General features: G+C 56.0%; 20 protein-coding genes. 13 read left to right on the top strand and 7 right to left on the bottom strand.

Annotation, left to right across the window (positions count from 1 at the left end; all coding sequences use genetic code 11):
- Positions 1-80 precede the first annotated feature (80 nt).
- From TR2A62_RS04050 to rnd, 4 genes are all read left to right on the top strand, one after another.
- Positions 81-500, top strand: coding sequence for an ABZJ_00895 family protein (locus TR2A62_RS04050; protein WP_009159510.1), 420 nt, complete (start codon positions 81-83; stop codon positions 498-500).
- A gap of 78 nt (positions 501-578) precedes the next feature.
- Positions 579-1,625, top strand: a complete 1,047-nt coding sequence (gene purM, locus TR2A62_RS04045) for a phosphoribosylformylglycinamidine cyclo-ligase (RefSeq protein WP_009160310.1) — start codon at positions 579-581, stop codon at positions 1,623-1,625.
- Complete coding sequence (purN, locus tag TR2A62_RS04040; protein WP_009160222.1) at positions 1,622-2,227, top strand: phosphoribosylglycinamide formyltransferase; 606 nt, start codon at positions 1,622-1,624, stop codon at positions 2,225-2,227. The genes purM and purN overlap by 4 nt, the downstream gene beginning before the upstream one ends.
- A 77-nt stretch (positions 2,228-2,304) precedes the next feature.
- Positions 2,305-3,462, top strand: a complete 1,158-nt coding sequence (gene rnd / locus TR2A62_RS04035) for a ribonuclease D (RefSeq protein WP_009157596.1) — start codon at positions 2,305-2,307, stop codon at positions 3,460-3,462.
- 12 nt (positions 3,463-3,474) lie between these two features.
- Here the strand turns inward: rnd and TR2A62_RS04030 are convergent, their stop codons facing one another.
- The gene (locus tag TR2A62_RS04030) at positions 3,475-3,960 is read right to left on the bottom strand and encodes a hypothetical protein (RefSeq protein ID WP_009159055.1); all 486 of its coding nucleotides are present in this window, start codon (positions 3,958-3,960) and stop codon (positions 3,475-3,477) included.
- A 130-nt stretch (positions 3,961-4,090) separates the two neighbouring features.
- Here TR2A62_RS04030 and TR2A62_RS04025 point away from each other — a divergent pair, with 130 nt between their 5' ends.
- Both TR2A62_RS04025 and TR2A62_RS04020 read left to right on the top strand, forming a co-directional pair.
- A complete protein-coding gene (locus TR2A62_RS04025; protein ID WP_009157991.1) occupies positions 4,091-4,519 on the top strand; it encodes a SufE family protein in 429 nt (142 codons plus the stop codon).
- 31 nt (positions 4,520-4,550) lie between these two features.
- On the top strand, positions 4,551-4,799 hold the full coding sequence (locus tag TR2A62_RS04020) for a hypothetical protein (protein ID WP_009159310.1): 249 nt from the start codon (positions 4,551-4,553) through the stop codon (positions 4,797-4,799).
- Between the two features lie 46 nt (positions 4,800-4,845).
- On the opposite strand, the gene TR2A62_RS04015 is transcribed toward TR2A62_RS04020, so the two are convergent.
- The 5 genes from TR2A62_RS04015 to bmt all read right to left on the bottom strand — a co-directional run bounded on the left by TR2A62_RS04015 (position 4,846) and on the right by bmt (position 8,300).
- Complete coding sequence (locus TR2A62_RS04015; protein ID WP_009158233.1) at positions 4,846-5,262, bottom strand: VOC family protein; 417 nt, start codon at positions 5,260-5,262, stop codon at positions 4,846-4,848.
- Positions 5,259-5,891 carry a DUF1638 domain-containing protein gene (locus tag TR2A62_RS04010; RefSeq protein WP_009157913.1) on the bottom strand — a complete coding sequence of 211 codons (633 nt, stop codon included), beginning with the start codon at positions 5,889-5,891 and terminating at the stop codon, positions 5,259-5,261. The genes TR2A62_RS04015 and TR2A62_RS04010 overlap by 4 nt, the downstream gene beginning before the upstream one ends.
- A 72-nt stretch (positions 5,892-5,963) precedes the next feature.
- Positions 5,964-6,665: a cobalamin-binding protein gene (locus TR2A62_RS04005; RefSeq protein ID WP_009158733.1), complete on the bottom strand. Its 702-nt coding sequence runs from the start codon at positions 6,663-6,665 to the stop codon at positions 5,964-5,966.
- Between the two features lie 154 nt (positions 6,666-6,819).
- Positions 6,820-7,242 (bottom strand): hypothetical protein, encoded by a 423-nt coding sequence (locus TR2A62_RS04000; RefSeq protein WP_009159564.1) that lies wholly within the window; start codon positions 7,240-7,242, stop codon positions 6,820-6,822.
- Between the two features lie 41 nt (positions 7,243-7,283).
- Positions 7,284-8,300, bottom strand: a complete 1,017-nt coding sequence (gene bmt, locus TR2A62_RS03995; RefSeq protein ID WP_009160380.1) for a betaine--homocysteine S-methyltransferase — start codon at positions 8,298-8,300, stop codon at positions 7,284-7,286.
- Positions 8,301-8,546: 246 nt separating this feature from the next.
- Between bmt and purC the strand changes: the two genes are divergently transcribed.
- From purC to TR2A62_RS03965, 6 genes are all read left to right on the top strand, one after another.
- Complete coding sequence (gene purC / locus TR2A62_RS03990) at positions 8,547-9,308, top strand: phosphoribosylaminoimidazolesuccinocarboxamide synthase (protein WP_009158161.1); 762 nt, start codon at positions 8,547-8,549, stop codon at positions 9,306-9,308.
- A gap of 11 nt (positions 9,309-9,319) precedes the next feature.
- Positions 9,320-9,550: a phosphoribosylformylglycinamidine synthase subunit PurS gene (gene purS, locus TR2A62_RS03985; protein WP_009157942.1), complete on the top strand. Its 231-nt coding sequence runs from the start codon at positions 9,320-9,322 to the stop codon at positions 9,548-9,550.
- Between the two features lie 12 nt (positions 9,551-9,562).
- Positions 9,563-10,231 (top strand): phosphoribosylformylglycinamidine synthase subunit PurQ, encoded by a 669-nt coding sequence (purQ, locus tag TR2A62_RS03980; RefSeq protein WP_009160809.1) that lies wholly within the window; start codon positions 9,563-9,565, stop codon positions 10,229-10,231.
- 36 nt (positions 10,232-10,267) lie between these two features.
- Entirely contained in the window at positions 10,268-12,037 is a 1,770-nt protein-coding gene (locus TR2A62_RS03975) for an ATP-binding protein (protein WP_009159393.1), read from the top strand.
- A gap of 8 nt (positions 12,038-12,045) precedes the next feature.
- Positions 12,046-13,380: a sigma-54 dependent transcriptional regulator gene (locus tag TR2A62_RS03970; protein ID WP_009158746.1), complete on the top strand. Its 1,335-nt coding sequence runs from the start codon at positions 12,046-12,048 to the stop codon at positions 13,378-13,380.
- 516 nt (positions 13,381-13,896) lie between these two features.
- Positions 13,897-16,560: a ribonuclease E/G gene (locus tag TR2A62_RS03965; RefSeq protein WP_009159120.1), complete on the top strand. Its 2,664-nt coding sequence runs from the start codon at positions 13,897-13,899 to the stop codon at positions 16,558-16,560.
- Positions 16,561-16,619: 59 nt separating this feature from the next.
- Here the strand turns inward: TR2A62_RS03965 and TR2A62_RS03960 are convergent, their stop codons facing one another.
- The gene (locus TR2A62_RS03960; RefSeq protein ID WP_009158553.1) at positions 16,620-16,847 is read right to left on the bottom strand and encodes a sulfurtransferase TusA family protein; all 228 of its coding nucleotides are present in this window, start codon (positions 16,845-16,847) and stop codon (positions 16,620-16,622) included.
- Between the two features lie 94 nt (positions 16,848-16,941).
- Here TR2A62_RS03960 and TR2A62_RS03955 point away from each other — a divergent pair, with 94 nt between their 5' ends.
- Positions 16,942-17,694: a cytochrome c biogenesis CcdA family protein gene (locus TR2A62_RS03955; protein WP_009158191.1), complete on the top strand. Its 753-nt coding sequence runs from the start codon at positions 16,942-16,944 to the stop codon at positions 17,692-17,694.
- Positions 17,695-17,735 lie beyond the last annotated feature (41 nt).

Below are 17,735 nucleotides of genomic sequence, written 5' to 3'. Positions count from 1 at the left end.
GTCGCGACTTGGGGTCAAGCCACGGTCGATAAACAACTGTGGCGAGGTTACGCAGAACCGAATATTCTTGGAGAGTTCTTATGCCTTTTGCCAGCCCCATCTTGTTTCGATTTGTTTGGATGATGTTGCTGCTGATTGTGGTGGTCTTTGCGGTGAGTGTCGCGCTCGAGTATCTTCTGAACTACCAGATCAGTGCTGGAACGGGGATTGTCGTGGTGATCGTGCCCGCAATGGACGCAGGCCAACAGTTTTTCAAGCTGGCTGGACGCGCGCCGGAACAGGGTGAAGCATGGCGCTATGCGGCCGTATTCGTCGCACTGAATATGGTCGTCGGCTGCATTCTGGCGGGTCTGGTGGTATTGGCCTCGGGCGGAATTTTCTTTGGGATAGGTTTGTCCATGCTGTTGATTGTCGGTGTCGTTGTGGCGTTGATCTATGTGTTGGCTCCGCGGCTCTTCTTCGGTCTTGGTGCGCGGCAGGCTCAAAAGGTGGCGGCATAACCCAGTTAATCGGCGTGGCGCGTTGCGATGCGGCGCAGATTGCGCTAGGGGCAGGGCCAACACAGCTTGGGGGCCGATATGAGCGATAAAACTGGACTGACCTACGCGGATGCGGGTGTAGACATCGACGCAGGAAATGCGCTGATTGACCGGATCAAACCTGCGGCGAAGCGGACAAATCGCCCCGGTGTGATGGCGGGCCTTGGTGGCTTTGGCGCTCTCTTTGATCTCAAAGGTGCTGGGTTCACAGATCCTATTTTGGTTGCTGCCACCGACGGCGTTGGAACCAAACTGCGGATTGCGATTGATACGGGTGTGGTTGACGGCGTTGGCATCGATCTCGTTGCAATGTGCGTCAATGATCTGGTGTGTCAGGGTGCTGAACCTCTGTTCTTTCTTGACTACTTTGCGACTGGCAAGCTAGAGCTGGATGCTGCAACACGCATTATCAACGGTATTGCAAAAGGCTGCGAACTGTCTGGCTGTGCGTTGATCGGTGGCGAAACAGCTGAAATGCCGGGCATGTATCCCGAAGGTGACTTTGACCTCGCGGGCTTTAGCGTTGGCGCGATGGAGCGTGGCGCAGATTTGCCAAGCGGTGTCGCCGAGGGCGATATCCTGCTGGGTCTTGCATCGAACGGTGTGCATTCCAACGGGTACTCGCTGGTGCGTGCGATTGTCGAACGGTCCGGTTTGGGCTGGGGTGACGCGTCGCCCTTTGGTGAGGGCACGTTGGGCGAGGCGCTGCTTGCGCCAACGACGCTATATGTAAAAGGTGCTTTCGCGGCGATCCGCGAGGGCGGCATGATCCGCGCCTTGGCCCATATCACCGGCGGTGGTTTGACCGAGAACCTACCACGTGTTCTGTCCGCTGGGCTGGGTGCGGATATCAATCTGGACGCATGGACAATGCCGCCGGTCTTTGGGTGGTTGGCCGCCCGAGGTGGCTTGGACCAAGTTGAAATGCTCAAGACCTTTAATTCCGGTATTGGTATGGTTGCCGTCGTGCCAGAAGACCAAGTCGCGAGCGCCACAAGCATCTTTGAAGACGCAGGCCACGACGTGTCGCAGATCGGCATGATCACTGCGGGCGCAGGTGTGCGGTATTCCGGCACATTGTCATGACAAATCGCGTCGCCATTTTAATTTCTGGCGGCGGCTCGAACATGGTGGCGCTGGCCCAATCGATGACTGGGGATAATCCCGCGCGTCCCGTCTTGGTTGTCTCTAACGACCCTACTGCAGGTGGCTTGGCGAAAGCTCGGGACATGGGGATTGCCACGGCTGCCGTCGATCACAAACCATTTGTGGGTGATCGCGCGGTGTTCGAGGTCGCGTTGCAAGAAACACTGAAGCAGGCGCAGCCTGACATCATTTGTCTTGCTGGATTCATGCGTATTCTGACGCCCTCGTTTATGGAAAACTGGGCTGGTCGGGCGCTGAACATCCACCCGTCGTTGCTGCCTAAGTACAAGGGGTTGCACACCCACCAGCGCGTACTGGATGCCCGTGACAGCATACACGGCTGTTCGGTTCACGAGGTGACGGGTGATTTGGATGACGGTCCTATTCTGGGGCAGGGCCAAATTACCGTCAGGTCAACAGACACAGCCGATACATTGGCCGCACGACTGTTACCTGTCGAGCATGCTCTTTATCCTGCTGTTCTTGAACGGTTCTGTCGCGGCGATCGCACGAGGGTCACGATTGACGGTGACAGTTTGTGATGTGCTTTTCTTTTTGGCACTGATTGTTTAGCGTCTAAACAACCCCAAGGCCCGAACAGAAAAAGAAGCCGCACAGAATGATCACCATCACTACGACACAAGAGCTCGCCGCGTTTTGCCAAGAGGCCGCGGCCCATCCTTATGTCACTGTCGATACTGAATTCCTGCGAGAACGGACCTACTATTCCAAGCTCTGTCTGATCCAACTGGCCTATCCAGGTGAGGGGGATGAGAACGCCGTTCTGGTTGATCCTCTCGAGGATGGCCTGAGCCTCGCCTCACTTTATGATTTGTTCCGTGATCCGAACGTGGTCAAAGTTTTCCACGCCGCGCGCCAAGATCTCGAGATCTTTTTTGTAGACGAGGGGATCATTCCCGCGCCGTTGTTCGACACCCAAGTGGCTGCGATGGTTTGTGGTTTTGGCGAACAGGTCGGATACGAGACGCTGGTGCGCAAGATTGCAAAGGCGCCGCTTGATAAGTCGTCGCGCTTTACCGATTGGTCGCGCCGTCCGTTGTCGGATGCCCAAAAGAAATACGCGTTGGGTGATGTGACCTATCTGCGCGAAATTTACGAATTTCTGGCCGACAAGCTGGCCAAGAACAATCGCGCGAAATGGGTGGCCGAAGAGATGGCTGTTCTGAATGCTCCGAAAACTTACCGCGTTGAGCCGTCTGAGGCGTGGATGCGGATCAAGACGCGGACCAACTCGGGCAAGTTCTTGACCGTTGTGCAGGCATTGGCCGAGTTTCGCGAGCATCACGCCCAAACGCGTAACATTCCGCGCAACCGGGTGTTCAAGGATGATGCGCTGGTCGAGCTGGCATCGACAAAACCGCAAAACGAAAAAGACCTGAGCCGGTCCCGCCTGCTGCTGCGTGAAGCACGGCGTGGGGATATCGCGGCCGGTATTCTTGCGGCTGTGCAAAAGGGCATGAAAGCCGATCCCGCTGACCTGCCAAAGTCGGATCGCAGCCGCGATAAACTGCAAGTGAATCCGGCCTTGGCTGATCTTTTGCGTGTGCTGCTAAAGGCCAAAGCTGAGGGCGAGGGTGTCGCACAAAAGCTGATTGCGACGTCGTCCGAACTGGACGCGATCGCCGCGGGGTTGCGGGATGGTGATGCGCTGCGCGGTTGGCGCCGCGAAGTGTTCGGCAATGACGCATTGCGGTTGTGCGATGGTGAAATCGCACTGGCCGCAAAAGGGTCCGTTGTCAAAGTCGTCGAGATTTAGACCCGTTCGGGTTTAGCGGCGTGTGACACGGCTGTTTTGCGCGGCTTGCACACGGATCTGACGGATACCTGCCAATTCCTGAGTGCTGATTGCCCGCGCGACAGTGATTTCGCGCGATGATGTGCTGCCCAATGCCTGAAATCCTGCTGGCACTTCGACGCGGAATGCGAAGGTCGCGGTACCATTTTCGATCCCCGTTGGAACCAGTTGTGCGTTAAACCCGCCTTGGGTCGCGGCAATCCCTGTGGCGCGGATCAATGCGCCGGATGGTGTACGTTCAACCGAGAGCGCGGTGATCTGAGCGACCAAGGCGCGGGCGTCACCAACTCTTTCAACACGGTTTGTAGGGACCAGAGGGCGGAGGTCTTGGGGTGCGACCGTCTGTTCTTCGCTGCTTTGGCCGAACCAGTTCAGCGGGTTGAACCGCGAGTCAGCAACACGGGCACATCCGGCAACAGTAAGCCCAAGGCACAAAGTCAAAGAGAGGGTCCGCAGCATAGGTCGCGCCTTTCAAATTGGTGGTGTGTTAGTGCTAGCCGATCTGTCGCACCTTGAAAACCCATGCTGGTGTCTGGACGCGAGCCGTGTTGCAGCCTAGATGATGGGCAACACATGGACGGAGTACGACATGGCCACCGATGCCTTTGAAGACATTGCTGCAGATTTCGAATTTCTGGACGATTGGGAAGACCGATATCGTCACGTGATTGAATTGGGGAAGGCGATGCCAGAGCTGGAGGATGCGTTCCGCGTACCCGCAACCAAAGTGGACGGCTGCGCCAGTCAAGTTTGGATTTTGCCCGAAGTGCAGGGGCAGGGGCCAGACGCCGTCATGCAGTTTCGCGGTGAAAGTGATGCGATGATCGTGCGTGGTCTGATCGCTGTGTTGTTGACGCTTTATAACGGTATTCCTGCGTCCGAAGCTGTGGCGATTGATGCCAAGGCCGAATTGGGGCGTTTGGGATTGAACGATCACCTATCAGCGCAACGCTCGAACGGGTTGACCGCGATGATTGAGCGGATTGGTCAAATCAGCCGCAAGACAGCAGATGGCTGATCGATGCGGTTAAGTGCTGGTGGGCATACCTGTGACATTCGAGAATGGCGTGACAGGGCACGCGGATGTCTTTCGCTATGACATCGAAGTGTTTTTCGCCCGCCCCGTGTTGGACAGCGACAAGCGGTTGGAATTGTTGCGCGCGGCGGTGACCATAACCTGTCCACAGACGGATTTAGACGGCATCGAAGCGCGGATCGTCTTTGCCAATGAAAACTATGTCGTCGTCCAAGGTCTGGCCTGTCTTGGCGCGAGAATGAGCTATCCAGCGTCGTTTTGAAACTGACCTAGTAAGACGGTGTATAGTTGGCCGACCAGCCGGTGGCCTAGTCGTGGCGGGTTGGCTCGTCAGGATTGCACGAAAACACCGCGATTTTGTTGCCCTGTGGATCACGCAAATAGCAGACATAGAAATCTGCGCCGTAGCCCGCGCGGAACCCTGGCCGCCCTTCGTCACTGCCACCAGCGGTCAATGCTGCGGCATGAAGGGCTTGGACCTGTGCCTGCGTGGTTGTTTCGAATGCGACCATTGTGCCGTTGCCCGCCATAGCAGGAGCGCCATCAAAGGTCGGTTTGACATAGAAATCGGGAAAAACGGGGCGTGTGCCTTCGGCGACGGGCAAGGCATACCTTATGCCTTCGGCACCTTCGCTGACCGTATATCCAAGGGATGGCAGGAACGCGTCGTAGAACCGGCGGGCGGCTTGGATGTCGTCTGATCCTACTGTGACATACGAGATCATGACGTGGCCATGTTCGCCAGTGGGGTTTCTAGATCGCCATATCCAGTATAGCGCCGCTCGAACGGCAATTGCAGCTTTTCTGCGCAAGCCATTGCTTTGGCTGTTAAATCTGGGTCATCAGTCTGAGCTTGGTAGACGAGTTTGGTGTAGTTCCCAAAATACATGTCGCGCAATTCAGGATGACGATCGAGCCCCATAGGCTTCCACACAAAGGCATCGAATTGCCGCACCAGAAAGTCGGTCAGGAAAAAGGCTGTGAATTCGTCGCGCTCTGCAAATGCGTCGTTTCCTTCAAAGAAGGAATAACAATGAGGGCCGGCGATCATCTCGACACCCAGATCGTCACAGGCGGCTTCGAGCAAGCCACCGGTGCCACAGTCCGCATAAACAACAAAAATCGTTTCATAGTCTGCGCGGTATTTTTCAACGGCTTCACGGATGCCGGGGACGATTTTATCTGGAAAGAGATGAAAGATTGCGGGCAGGCATTTCAGGTCCATATGGTCCCACCCGTTTGTCTGCTTGAGTGCAATGATTTCACGTGCAAGCGCGCCGCACGCCAAAAGCAACACGCGCCCCGTACCGGTTGCGTCCAGTCCGTCGGTTGTCAGCGTTGCATCATCGATCATTGGTATTCCCCAACTAAAAAGGGCCCCGCAGTTTATCCGCAAGGCCCCAATTCTAAACGGACAGGCTAGAGTTTAGCCAGCGGCCATCTGGTTGTGTTTGCGCGCCATGAATTCTTTAGCGGTTTCAACGGCGACAGCCGCGTCACGGCAGTACCCGTCTGCGCCAATGGCTTTGCCGAACTCTTCGTTCAACGGAGCACCACCAACCAATACGGTATAGTTGTCGCGAATGCCTTGCTCGACCATCGTGTCGATAACAACCTTCATATACGGCATGGTTGTTGTCAGCAGGGCGGACATACCGAGGATATCGGGCTCTTCAGTCTCGAGCGCCTCAAGGTAGGCCTCGACCGCGTTGTTGATGCCGAGATCAACAACTTCGAAACCAGCGCCTTCCATCATCATGCCAACGAGGTTCTTGCCGATGTCATGGATGTCACCTTTGACGGTGCCGATGACCATTTTACCAACGCGAGGTGCGCCAGTTTCAGCAAGGAGCGGCTTGAGAATAGCCATGCCACCCTTCATCGCGTTCGCAGCGAGCAGAACCTCTGGTACGAACAAGATACCATCACGGAAGTCGTTGCCAACAATCGTCATGCCACCGACCAATGCTTCGGTCAGGACGCGGTACGGTTCCCACTTGCGTTCCAGCAGGATGTTCACACCTTCTTCGATTTCTTCTTTGAGACCGTCGTAGAGGTCGTCAAACATCTGCGCGACAAGATCTTCGTCGTTCAGTTCGCTCAGGATGATATCGTCTTCGTCTGACATTGAACGGTTCTCCTCGTTCGTGGTGTGAAATTAGATATATTAATGTGCCCAAAGCTGCCGAGCCACATGACGATTTGCGACATGGACGAGAGCGGTACCGACCAAATTTGCCGGATTGGATGAGGCTATTGGCGCGTTTGGGTACATTGACAGGCTATGGTACGATTTTTGGATGCGTTTCGGCGTGGCCTGGGACGTCGCGATCGCCGCGCCACCAGCGCCACATGTCACTGACGTCAAAAAACAGAGAAATCACGTTAACCACCAGTAGCAGAAAGAGAAAAACGCTGTAGCCGTCACCGCCCGCGGGGGTGCGCAATGCGAGGAACACAACAAGTGGGATCCAAGTGACGAGATGGCCCAGTGAAATCAGCCGTGAAAACCCGCGACACCAGAACATGATCGCGGACCCCAATACGAGCCCGCCGACAGCCAGTGTTGCGACCAATGTCCCGTGCGGTTCGGATAGAAACGCCAATGTTACAAGATTGACAGGCACAAGGATCACAAACACCCATGCCTGAACAGGCAGCGGGAGCGCACCAAGAGATCGCCAGATGTCTGAAACCAATGCCATGTGACCAACCTAAGTTGAAAGCCCGAGTTTGTGATGTGTGCTTATGCACTTTTTGCGCGGCGACGTGTGCGGCGCGGCGCAGGGGCCGCACCGTCTGTTCCGTCCGAGGCAGATGAAAACGCGCCCAGCTTTTGCGCAATCTCGTCCAACGATGGACGTGCGGTTGTGGCGCGCGTTTCCAGTGCGGCGCGCATCGCGACTAAATGTTCCGGCGTGGTGCCGCAACAGCCGCCAATGATCGTCGCGCCACTGTCGCGTGCCAGACAGGCATAGTCAGCCATCAGGTCAGGGGTGCCATCATAGTGAATGTGTCCGTCATGATATTTCGGAATGCCTGCGTTTCCTTTGGAAATCAGTGGCAGCGGTGCGTCGGCTTTGGCAAACCCTTGGATCGTGCGAAGCAAGTCTGACGCGCCAACACCGCAGTTCGCCCCAAATGCAATCGGTTGATGGTCTAGCTTGGCCACAGCTTTCACCATGTCAGCCGAAGTGAGGCCCATCATTGTGCGACCCGCGGTGTCAAAGCTCATGGTGCCGCACCATGGCATATCGGCCAGTGCAAACGCCTTGGCTGCGGCTTCGAATTCTTCCGGTGCGCTGATCGTTTCGACCCATGCGACGTCCGCGCCGCCAGCCTTTAGACCTTCGGCCTGCTCGTGGAACATTTCGACGGCGCTTTTATGGGTGAGTGTGCCGAGTGGTGCCATGATGTCGCCTGTTGGGCCCACGGAACCCGCGACAATCACTGTACGCCCACTTGCATCAGCAACCTCGCGGGCGATCTCGGCGCCGACGCGGTTCAGCTCGTGAACCCGCGATTGTGCGTTGTGCAATTTAAGACGCGAGGCATTGCCGCCGAACGTGTTGGTCAGGAAAACATCACTGCCTGCATCCACCGCACCGGAATAGAGCGTTTTGATACGGTTCGCATGATCCACGTTCCACAACTCGGGCGCATCGCCAGATTCGAGGCCCATGTTGAACAAGTTTGTGCCTGTCGCGCCATCGGCCAAGAGCCAATCACGGGTTTCCAACAGCTGGGCGAGTGGGTTTGTCATCGGAGTATCCTATTCATCGGTTGGCGTCCTCATCTCAGCTTTGCTGAGATGATACAAATTCATAATGCGCATGATTATTATGACTTCGACTTGTTCGAGCGCGTTTTTTGACGTTGGTCGCCATTCGAGCCGCACTAATCAAATTGCTGCGCTTGCTCGCATGCTCAGTTTGGCTTATGGCACCTCAGCATGAGGGGTCTGTGGCGCCAATGCCGAAGATGACCCCTGATTGCACGGGGTGACGCAATGGCCAGACGCAAACTGATCTACGAAGGCAAAGCCAAAATTCTATATGATGGCCCAGAGCCTGGCACGTATGTGCAGTATTTCAAAGACGATGCCACCGCGTTCAATGCCGGAAAAAAGGACGTGATCGAAGGCAAAGGCGTGTTGAACAACCGCTTGTCCGAGTTCTTTATGAACGGCTTGCAGCAGATCGGTGTACCGACACACTTTATCAAGCGTTTGAACATGCGCGAACAGTTGATCCGCCAGTGCGAGATTATCCCGCTCGAAGTGATCGTGCGCAACTATGCGGCGGGCACGATGGCCAAACGTTTGGGCATGGAAGAGGGCACGCAGTTGCCACGACCGATCGTTGAGTTTTCTTACAAAGACGACAGCCTTGGTGATCCTTTGGTTCCAGAGGAATACATCGCGGCCTTTGGTTGGGCCTCGCAGCAGGATCTCGACGACATCGTGTCGATCGCGCTCAAGGTAAATGACTTTATCTCTGGCGTTATGTACGGCGTCGGGATCAAGCTGGTTGATTTCAAAATCGAGATTGGCCGCGTTTGGGACAACGATTTCCAACGCCTTGTCGTTGCGGACGAGATCAGCCCTGACAGCTGTCGTTTGTGGGACATCGAGACGGGTCGCAAGCTCGACAAAGATGTATTCCGTCGCGATTTGGGTGATTTGGCTGACGCCTATACCGAAGTTGCGAAACGTCTGGGTGTTTTGCCCACCAATACGGCGCAAATGCCGAAACCAACTCTGATTAACTAAGGACGATCCATATGAAAGCCCGCGTTCACGTCATGCTGAAAAACGGAGTTTTGGACCCACAGGGCGAGGCCGTGCGCCATGCGTTGGGGACCCTTGGGTTCGATGGTGTTGAAGGTGTTCGTCAGGGCAAGGTTATCGAATTAGACCTTGCTGATGGCACATCCGAAGCCACCGTAAACGAAATGTGTGAAAAGCTTCTCGCGAACACTGTGATCGAGAGCTACTCGGTCGAACTGGTCTAAGGGGTTCTTGCGATGAAAGCTGCTGTCATTGTCTTTCCTGGATCGAACTGTGATCGGGATCTCGCTGTCGCTTTTGAGGCGGTTGGTGCGGATGTCACCATGGTTTGGCACAAGGACGCAAGCCTGCCGTCAGATGTCGACATTGTCGGCATTCCGGGTGGGTTTTCGTTTGGGGACTATCTGCGCTGTGGAGCGATTGCGGCTCAGAGCCCGATTTGCAAAGCGGTTGTCGAGCATGCAAATCGCGGCGGCTATGCCGTGGGCATTTGCAACGGTTTTCAGGTGCTGACAGAGACGGGTCTGTTGCCCGGCGCTTTGATGCGCAATGCGCAGCTAAAGTTCGTCTGTAAAACAGTTGGGCTTAAGGTTGAGACATCGAACAGCGCCTTTACCGAAGGGTACAATACGGGCGATGTGGTGAATGTTCCGATCGCGCACCACGATGGCAATTATCTGGCAGACGATGATCTGCTGGCACGCTTGCGTGGCGAGGATCGCGTGGCGTTCAGCTATACGGAAAATCCAAACGGTTCGGTCGGCGATATTGCCGGTGTTCTGTCGGAAAACCGCCGTGTTCTAGGCATGATGCCACACCCCGAACGTGCCGTTGACGAAGGTCACGGTGGTACTGACGGTCAGGCGATGTTCCGTGCTTTGTCAGGTGTTCTAATACCTGCGTGACTTGAGCGTCGCACACATGCGGCATAGATTGGCTCAATGAGCCCGCGCACGTCACCTTCTACTACGTCTTCTGATCCCAACACTTGGGTGCTACGCGGTCTCGCGTTGCTGTTGTTTGTGTTGGTGGCAGCCGTTGTGTGGTTCACGAACGTTTTTCTGACCGAACGGTTTACCGAAACCACGCGTCAGCGGGCCGAAGTTCGTCTAACGCTATATTCCAGCAACCTTTTGTCAGAACTGCAGCAAAGCGCAATTGTGCCGCAGTTGCTGGCCAGAGACCCCGCATTGATTGGTGCGTTGAATTCAGGTGACTTCAGCCAATCGTCACAGCGGTTGTTGTCGTTTGTTGATGAAATTGGTGCGGCGTCTTTGATGCTCTTGGATCTGGACGGTCGTGCTGTTGCGGCGACCGATCGGGCGCGTTTGGGCGAAACCCACCGCAGTAACGCCTATTTTGTTGATGCTTTGCGTGCCTCAGGCACGGTTTTTACGCTAGAACCACGAGAAACCAACGGGTTTGAGTTTACGTATACTCGTCGTGTCGAGTTCGCTGGCGAGCCGGTTGGTGTCATCGTCGTTGAGGTTGATCTCGCCGAGTTAGAGAGAACTTGGGCCGGAGTGTCTGACGCTGTTTTTGTGACCGACGGGGCAGGGACCATCATTCTATCGTCTGAAAACAGATGGCGCGGACTGGAAGAGGCCGAGGCCTTGCGCCGCGAAAGCCCGCCCAACGCAATCGAGCGCGCGATCCGAGCGACGCAAGATTGGACTGCTTTGCCACCAGAGGCATACATCGGCGGTGATGCCGTGATGCGCATGGAACGCCGTGTCGAGTTTCGTGGATGGAAGATCACATCATTTACGACCTATGCGTCGGTTCGCGAACGGGTGAACGGTGTCTTGGCTCTCGAAATTATGGGATTCGCCATTCTGTTGGCGGGCATTTTCTGGCTGTCGTCACGTAAAACCGCGTCGCGGCTTTTGTTCTTTCAACGCGAGTCGGCTGATCTTCGCGCATTGAACGAAAGGCTGCAGCAGGAAATTGCCGAGCGTGAAAAGGCGGAAAAGAACCTAGAAGTTGCCGAACAGACGGTGGCGCAAACCTCGAAACTGGCGGCCTTGGGTGAAATGTCTGCTGCTGTTAGTCACGAGCTGAACCAACCGCTGGCTGCGATGAAAACATACCTCGCTGGGGCCAAGCTGTTATTGCAACGCAAGCGTCCAGAAGAGGCACTCTCATCGTTCCAACGGATTGATGATTTGATCGAGCGGATGGGGGCGATTACGCGCCAGTTAAAGTCCTATGCACGCAAGGGCGGTGACGCGTTTGAACCCTTAGATACAAGGGTCGCAGTGTCGTCTGCCTTGTCGATGATGGAGCCCCAGCTCAAGCAGCGTCGGTTGGCCATCACCAAGGTTCTACCATTCCGACCGGTGATGATTATGGGGGACCGTCTCCGTCTAGAGCAGGTGATTATTAACCTGCTGCGGAACGCGCTAGACGCGACCAAGGGATTGGAAGACCCCAAGATCGACATCATTCTCGCAGCGGGGGAAACCGCGACCCTAACGGTGCGCGACAACGGACAAGGTATCGACGATCTCGATAACCTGTTCGAGCCTTTCTACACCACAAAACAGCCTGGAGACGGGGTTGGTTTGGGGCTTGCGATCTCATCAGGCATCGTCAACGACTTGAATGGGCGGCTAACAGCCCGAAATGGTCAATTGGGTGGCGCTGTCTTTGAAGTGCAGTTGCCGATCCTAGACCAAGACAGTGACGACGCCCGTAACGCAGCAGAATGAGGCCCCAGATGGCACAGTCAATGAAAATCGCAATCGTCGATGACGAACAGGACATGCGGCAATCGATCAGCCAATGGCTGGCGTTGTCCGGATTTGACACCGAGACCTTTCCAAGCGCTGAAGATGCGCTTAAAGGATTGGGGAATGACTATCCTGGCGTTGTGGTCAGTGACATCCGCATGCCGGGCATGGACGGGATGCAGTTTCTGAAAAAGCTTATGGGTGTCGACAGTGCGCTGCCCGTTATCATGATCACAGGTCACGGCGACGTGCCTATGGCAGTCGAGGCAATGCGCATCGGCGCCTATGATTTTCTCGAAAAGCCATTCAACCCCGACAAAATGACCGAGCTCGCCAAAAAGGCGACCCAAGCGCGGCGTCTGACGTTGGACAACCGCGCATTGCGCCGCGAACTGTCGGACGGCTCGGCCCTTATGAAAAAGCTGATCGGGGCGTCGCCCGTGATGGAGCGCCTGAAAGAGGACATTCTCGATTTGGGGCAGGCGGACGGCCATGTCTTGATCGAAGGCGAAACTGGGACCGGTAAAACGCTGGTGGCGCATGCCCTGCATGCTGTTGGCGCGCGGGCGTCCAAGAAATTCGTTCTGCTGTCTTGTACAGCTTACGAAGAGGACGAATTGGGCCGCAAACTATTTGGTCCCGCTGGCGACGACGAGCCTCTGCCCGTGATCGAAGAAGCACGTGGCGGAACGCTGGTTCTTGAAGACGTCGAGGCGCTGAGCCCTGGGATGCAGGCGCGGCTGTTGACCGTAATTAATGAACAAGGCACACCTGCCGAGACGCGTATCGTGGCGATCTGTAACCTGCAAGACGAAGGCAAAACCTGCGAAGATATGCTGCGCAACGATTTGTATTACCGGCTTGCAGCGCTGAAAATCACAGTGCCGCCTTTGCGACAGCGGGGCGAAGACATTTTGACGTTGTTCACGCGTCTGTCTGAGCAATTTAGCGACGAATACGGTTGTGATGCACCCGAAGTTTCGGCCCAAGAAGCCGCGCAGTTGTTGCAAGCCCCGTGGCCCGGCAATGTGCGTCAGTTGATCAATGTGGCAGAGCGCGCTGTGCTACAAAACCGTCGAGGGACAGGCACCATTGCATCGCTGTTGATGGCTGACAACGAAGACACCCAACCTGCCATGACGACTGAGGGCAAACCGCTCAAAGAGTACGTTGAGGCGTTTGAGCGGATGCTGATCGACAACACGATGCGCCGTCACAAAGGCAGTATTGTCGGTGTCATGGATGAATTGTGCCTGCCGCGGCGGACGCTGAACGAAAAGATGGCGAAATACAGCTTGCAGCGTTCCGACTACTTGGAGTGATCGCTGAAAGCGCCCCGTAATTGCTTCTCTGGGCGCGCCTCTGCTAGAGGGACAACGCCCTGTGAACCGCGCGTGTTGGTGTGTTTCAAGCTGATATTCGCGCTAAGGTAGGCGCTGCGGGGCGCAACACACTCAAGTTTGCCATTGTAAATTCTACAAGAAGCACATTATGTAGAGAGTACGGGCGGCCGCAGATGTTTGCGGGACCGCGCGGTTAGTTTCGCTGAGACAGGCGATCCGAGGGCACAGCGCCCCGAACCTTGTTTCAGACCGATTGGGCCAGAAATGGCTTTTGTTATGCCCCAGACACACCTCCCGTTGTCTAGGGTCCTGAATGGGCGGCTCTTTTGGGTCGTCGGAGATCAACGCGATGAAGCGCGCGACAAGATATAGCGACAGAGCAGGAGCCAATTTTGGCCGTCCTCTGCGCCGCGCGTCATCTGCCTTTAAATACGACACTCCCGTTAACTGTGCACCTTCGGGTGCGCCGCCTAGGGTGCTGTCTGAACGGATATTATGGCTAAGAAAATGCTTATCGATGCCACCCACGCGGAAGAGACGCGTGTCGTGGTTGTGGACGGAAACAAAGTTGAGGAATTTGACTTTGAATCTGCATCCAAGCGCCAGCTTGCTGGCAACATCTACCTTGCAAAAGTAACACGGGTCGAGCCGTCGCTTCAGGCCGCGTTTGTAGACTATGGCGGTAACCGCCATGGTTTCCTTGCGTTCTCGGAAATCCACCCTGACTACTATCAGATCCCTGTGGCCGATCGCGAGGCGTTGATCGCTGAGGAGCGTGCCTATGCGGAACAGCAGCGCGCTGATGATGAGGCTAAGGCGAATGCACCCAAGCGCCGTCGTTCGCGCCGCAAGCCCAAGGCTGAAGAGGTTGCGTCAGATGATGCGATCGTCACAGCCGAGGTCGAAGGCGAAACGTCAGAGACTGCGGTCGAAGATGCGCTACTAATCGATGAAACCCCAACAAGCAATGAGCCTGAGGGGATGGAAACCATCGATCTGGAAAGCGGTTCGGACGCGCCGATTGTTGACGGTGACGACGACGAAGACGACGCACCAACGATGTCGGATGCGACTGCCAAAGACGACGGCATTGAATCTGTAGCAGACGAAGACGACAGCGAAGATGTGCGCCCAGTGCGCAAGCCGCGTCCCAAGCGCTACAAGATCCAAGAAGTTGTTAAAGTACGCCAGATTTTGCTGGTTCAGGTCGTCAAAGAAGAGCGCGGCAACAAGGGTGCAGCCCTGACAACGTACCTGTCGCTGGCCGGTCGTTACTGCGTCTTGATGCCAAACACTGCACGTGGTGGCGGCATTAGCCGCAAGATCACGAACGCCGTGGACCGCAAAAAGCTCAAGGAAATTGCGAACGAGATCGATGTACCCGATGGTGCAGGTCTGATCGTTCGTACTGCGGGCGCCAAGCGGACCAAGACCGAAATCAAGCGCGACTATGAATATCTGTTGCGTTTGTGGGAACAAATCCGCGAGCTGACGCTCAAGTCCATCGCACCTTCCAAGATTTACGAAGAAGGTAACCTGATCAAACGTTCGATCCGCGATCTCTATAACCGCGAGATTGACGAAGTGTTTGTCGAAGGCGCTGATGGCTACCGCGTGGCCAAAGACTTCATGAAGATGATCATGCCGTCGCACGCCAAGAACGTGAAGCACTACCAAGATCCGCTGCCACTCTTTGCGCGGTATCAGGTCGAAAGCTATTTGGCGGGTATGTTTAACCCAACGGTTCAACTTCCGTCAGGTGGCTATATCGTCATTGGCGTGACCGAAGCGCTTGTCGCGATCGACGTGAACTCGGGTCGTGCCACCAAAGAAGGCTCGATCGAGCAAACTGCGCTTAAGACCAACCTTGAGGCGTCGGACGAAGTGGCGCGCCAATTGCGTCTGCGTGACCTCGCTGGTTTGATAGTCATCGACTACATTGACATGGATGAGCGTCGCAACAACACCGCCGTTGAGAAACGTCTCAAAGACAAGCTCAAGACCGACCGTGCGCGCATCCAAGTGGGCCGCATTTCCGGCTTTGGCCTGCTCGAGATGTCGCGTCAGCGTTTGCGCCCTGGTATGATCGAGGCGACGACACAGCCGTGTGTTCATTGCCACGGTACAGGACTGCTGCGGTCTGACGACAACATGGCATTGGGTATTCTGCGCCAGCTCGAAGAAGAGGGCGTGCGCGGTAAATCCAAAGAGGTCTTGGTCAAGGCACCCGTGCCGATCGCCAACTTCTTGATGAACAACAAGCGCGAGCATATCGGCCAGATTGAGGGTCGCTATGGTTTGTCTGTGCGGATCGAAGGCGACCCCTTCATGATCTCGCCTGACTTTGCGATTGAGAAATTCAAGACTGCGACCCGTGTGGTGGCACCGGTTGATCACGCTGTGATTTCTGGCAGCGCGATCATCATGGATGATGTCGACGAAGATCAAGCGTCTGAAGAGACCGAGGCAGAAGCGGCAGAAGCCCAACAGAATGCTGAAGGTGAGGACAAGCCCAAGCGTCGTCGTCGTCGCCGTCGTCGTCGTCGTGGTGGTGGAAATGGCGAAAATGCCGAAGGGCAGGGTGAAAACCAGTCCGAAGGTCAAGACGCTGGTTCTGAAGAGGCCGCTCATGACGGTGCAGCCGAGACCGCATCAGATGATGCTTTAGTAGAGGCAGCGCCCACCGAGGCGCCGTCAGAAGAGGCTGTCAAAGAGGACAAGCCTAAGCGCAAGCGCACCCGCAGCCGCAAAAAGGCTGAGCCAGAGGCTGCAGTCGAGGCATCTACCGCTGATACGCCGACAGAAGAGCCCGCGCAGGAGGCAAAGCCTGCGGCTGAGGACGCACCAAAAGCTGAAGAAAAGCCAAAGCCCAAGCGCACACGCCGCAAAAAGGCAGAGCCGAAAGCCGAGGCTGCGGCCCTAGCAGACGCTGTCGTCGCAGAAGCCGCGCCAGAAGCCGCTCCGGAACCAAAGGCTGCTCCGGAACCAGAAGCTGCGCCAGAGCCAGAAGCTGCGCCAGAGCCGAAGCCAAAGAAAACGCGCACACGCGTGTCCAAGGCCAAGCCGGCCGAGCCCGTGGTTGAAGCACCGGCCGCAGAAGAGCCGGCGTCGGATGACGGCAAGCCCAAGAAAAAGGGCTGGTGGTCGCTAGGTCGCTAAGTCTTTGAGATAAAATCGTGAAGACGCCGCGCTCTGGGTTCAGAGTGCGGCGTTTTTGTTTAGGCTTTGCGGATCAAGTAGACTTGGGTCGAACCCTCGTCGATTGTCTCGAGCAATGTGTGACCTGCTTCGGCGCAAAAATGTGGGACGTCGACAATCGCTGCGGGATCATCGGCGGTCATTCGCAACACCTGTCCCACCTCAAGCGCCATGAGACGTTTGCGCGCCTTTAGCACGGGTAGGGGGCACAACAGGCCCACCGCATCGAGATCGTGATCATGTGTCATAGCTGGCCATCTAGGCGTGATGTTACACTAAGTCCACTAAGTTGTGACTATTGGTCAGGTGACGCCGGGCCCGATCGTCGCTAGATATCAACGCATGGAAGCATCATTAATCCTAGACGCCACATTGATCCCTGCCTTGCTCATCGCAATGGTTGCGGGGCTTTTGTCATTTCTTAGCCCCTGTGTTTTGCCAATTGTGCCGCCCTACCTTGCCTATATGGGCGGGGTCAGCGTGTCGGACATGTCCGAAGCGCGCGGGGCACGGCGCAAGGCATTGGTGTCTGCATGTTTCTTTGTGCTGGGCCTCTCAACGGTGTTTCTGTTTCTAGGGCTCGCATTCTCGGCGGCTGGCCGCGCGTTTCTGCAATACCAAGATTGGTTCATCATGATCGCGGGCGGGATCATCGTGATTTTCGGTCTGCATTTTATCGGCCTGATCCGTATCCCGTTTCTGCTACGCGAGGCGCGTGTTGATGCCGGGGACAAGGGCGGTTCGGCCTTTGGCGCCTATGTCCTTGGTCTGGCTTTTGCTTTTGGGTGGACCCCGTGTCTGGGGCCGATCCTTGGCGCGATTCTCGGGATGGCGGCGTCCGAGGGTGATGTTGTCCGTGGCACGACGCTGCTGGGTGCCTATGCAATCGGCTTGGGTATTCCGTTCCTTCTGGTGGCGGCGTTCTTCCCGCGTTTGACGCGGCTGATGGGCTGGATGAAGCGCAATATGGGCGCGATCGAAAAGGTGTCCGGCGCATTACTGATCTTTGTTGGGGTGATGATGCTGACTGGGCAATTCGCCACCTTTAGCTGGTGGTTGCTCGAACAGTTCCCTGCGCTAGCCTTGCTGGGTTAAAACGGCTTAATTTCGCCAAACTGATCGGCTAGAGTGCCTCG

Source organism: Thalassobium sp. R2A62, assembly GCF_000161835.1.
Taxonomy (GTDB): Bacteria; Pseudomonadota; Alphaproteobacteria; order Rhodobacterales; family Rhodobacteraceae; genus Thalassobium.
The sequence above is the reverse complement of the archived record's forward strand: the minus strand, read 5'-3'. Positions and strand labels throughout refer to the sequence as shown.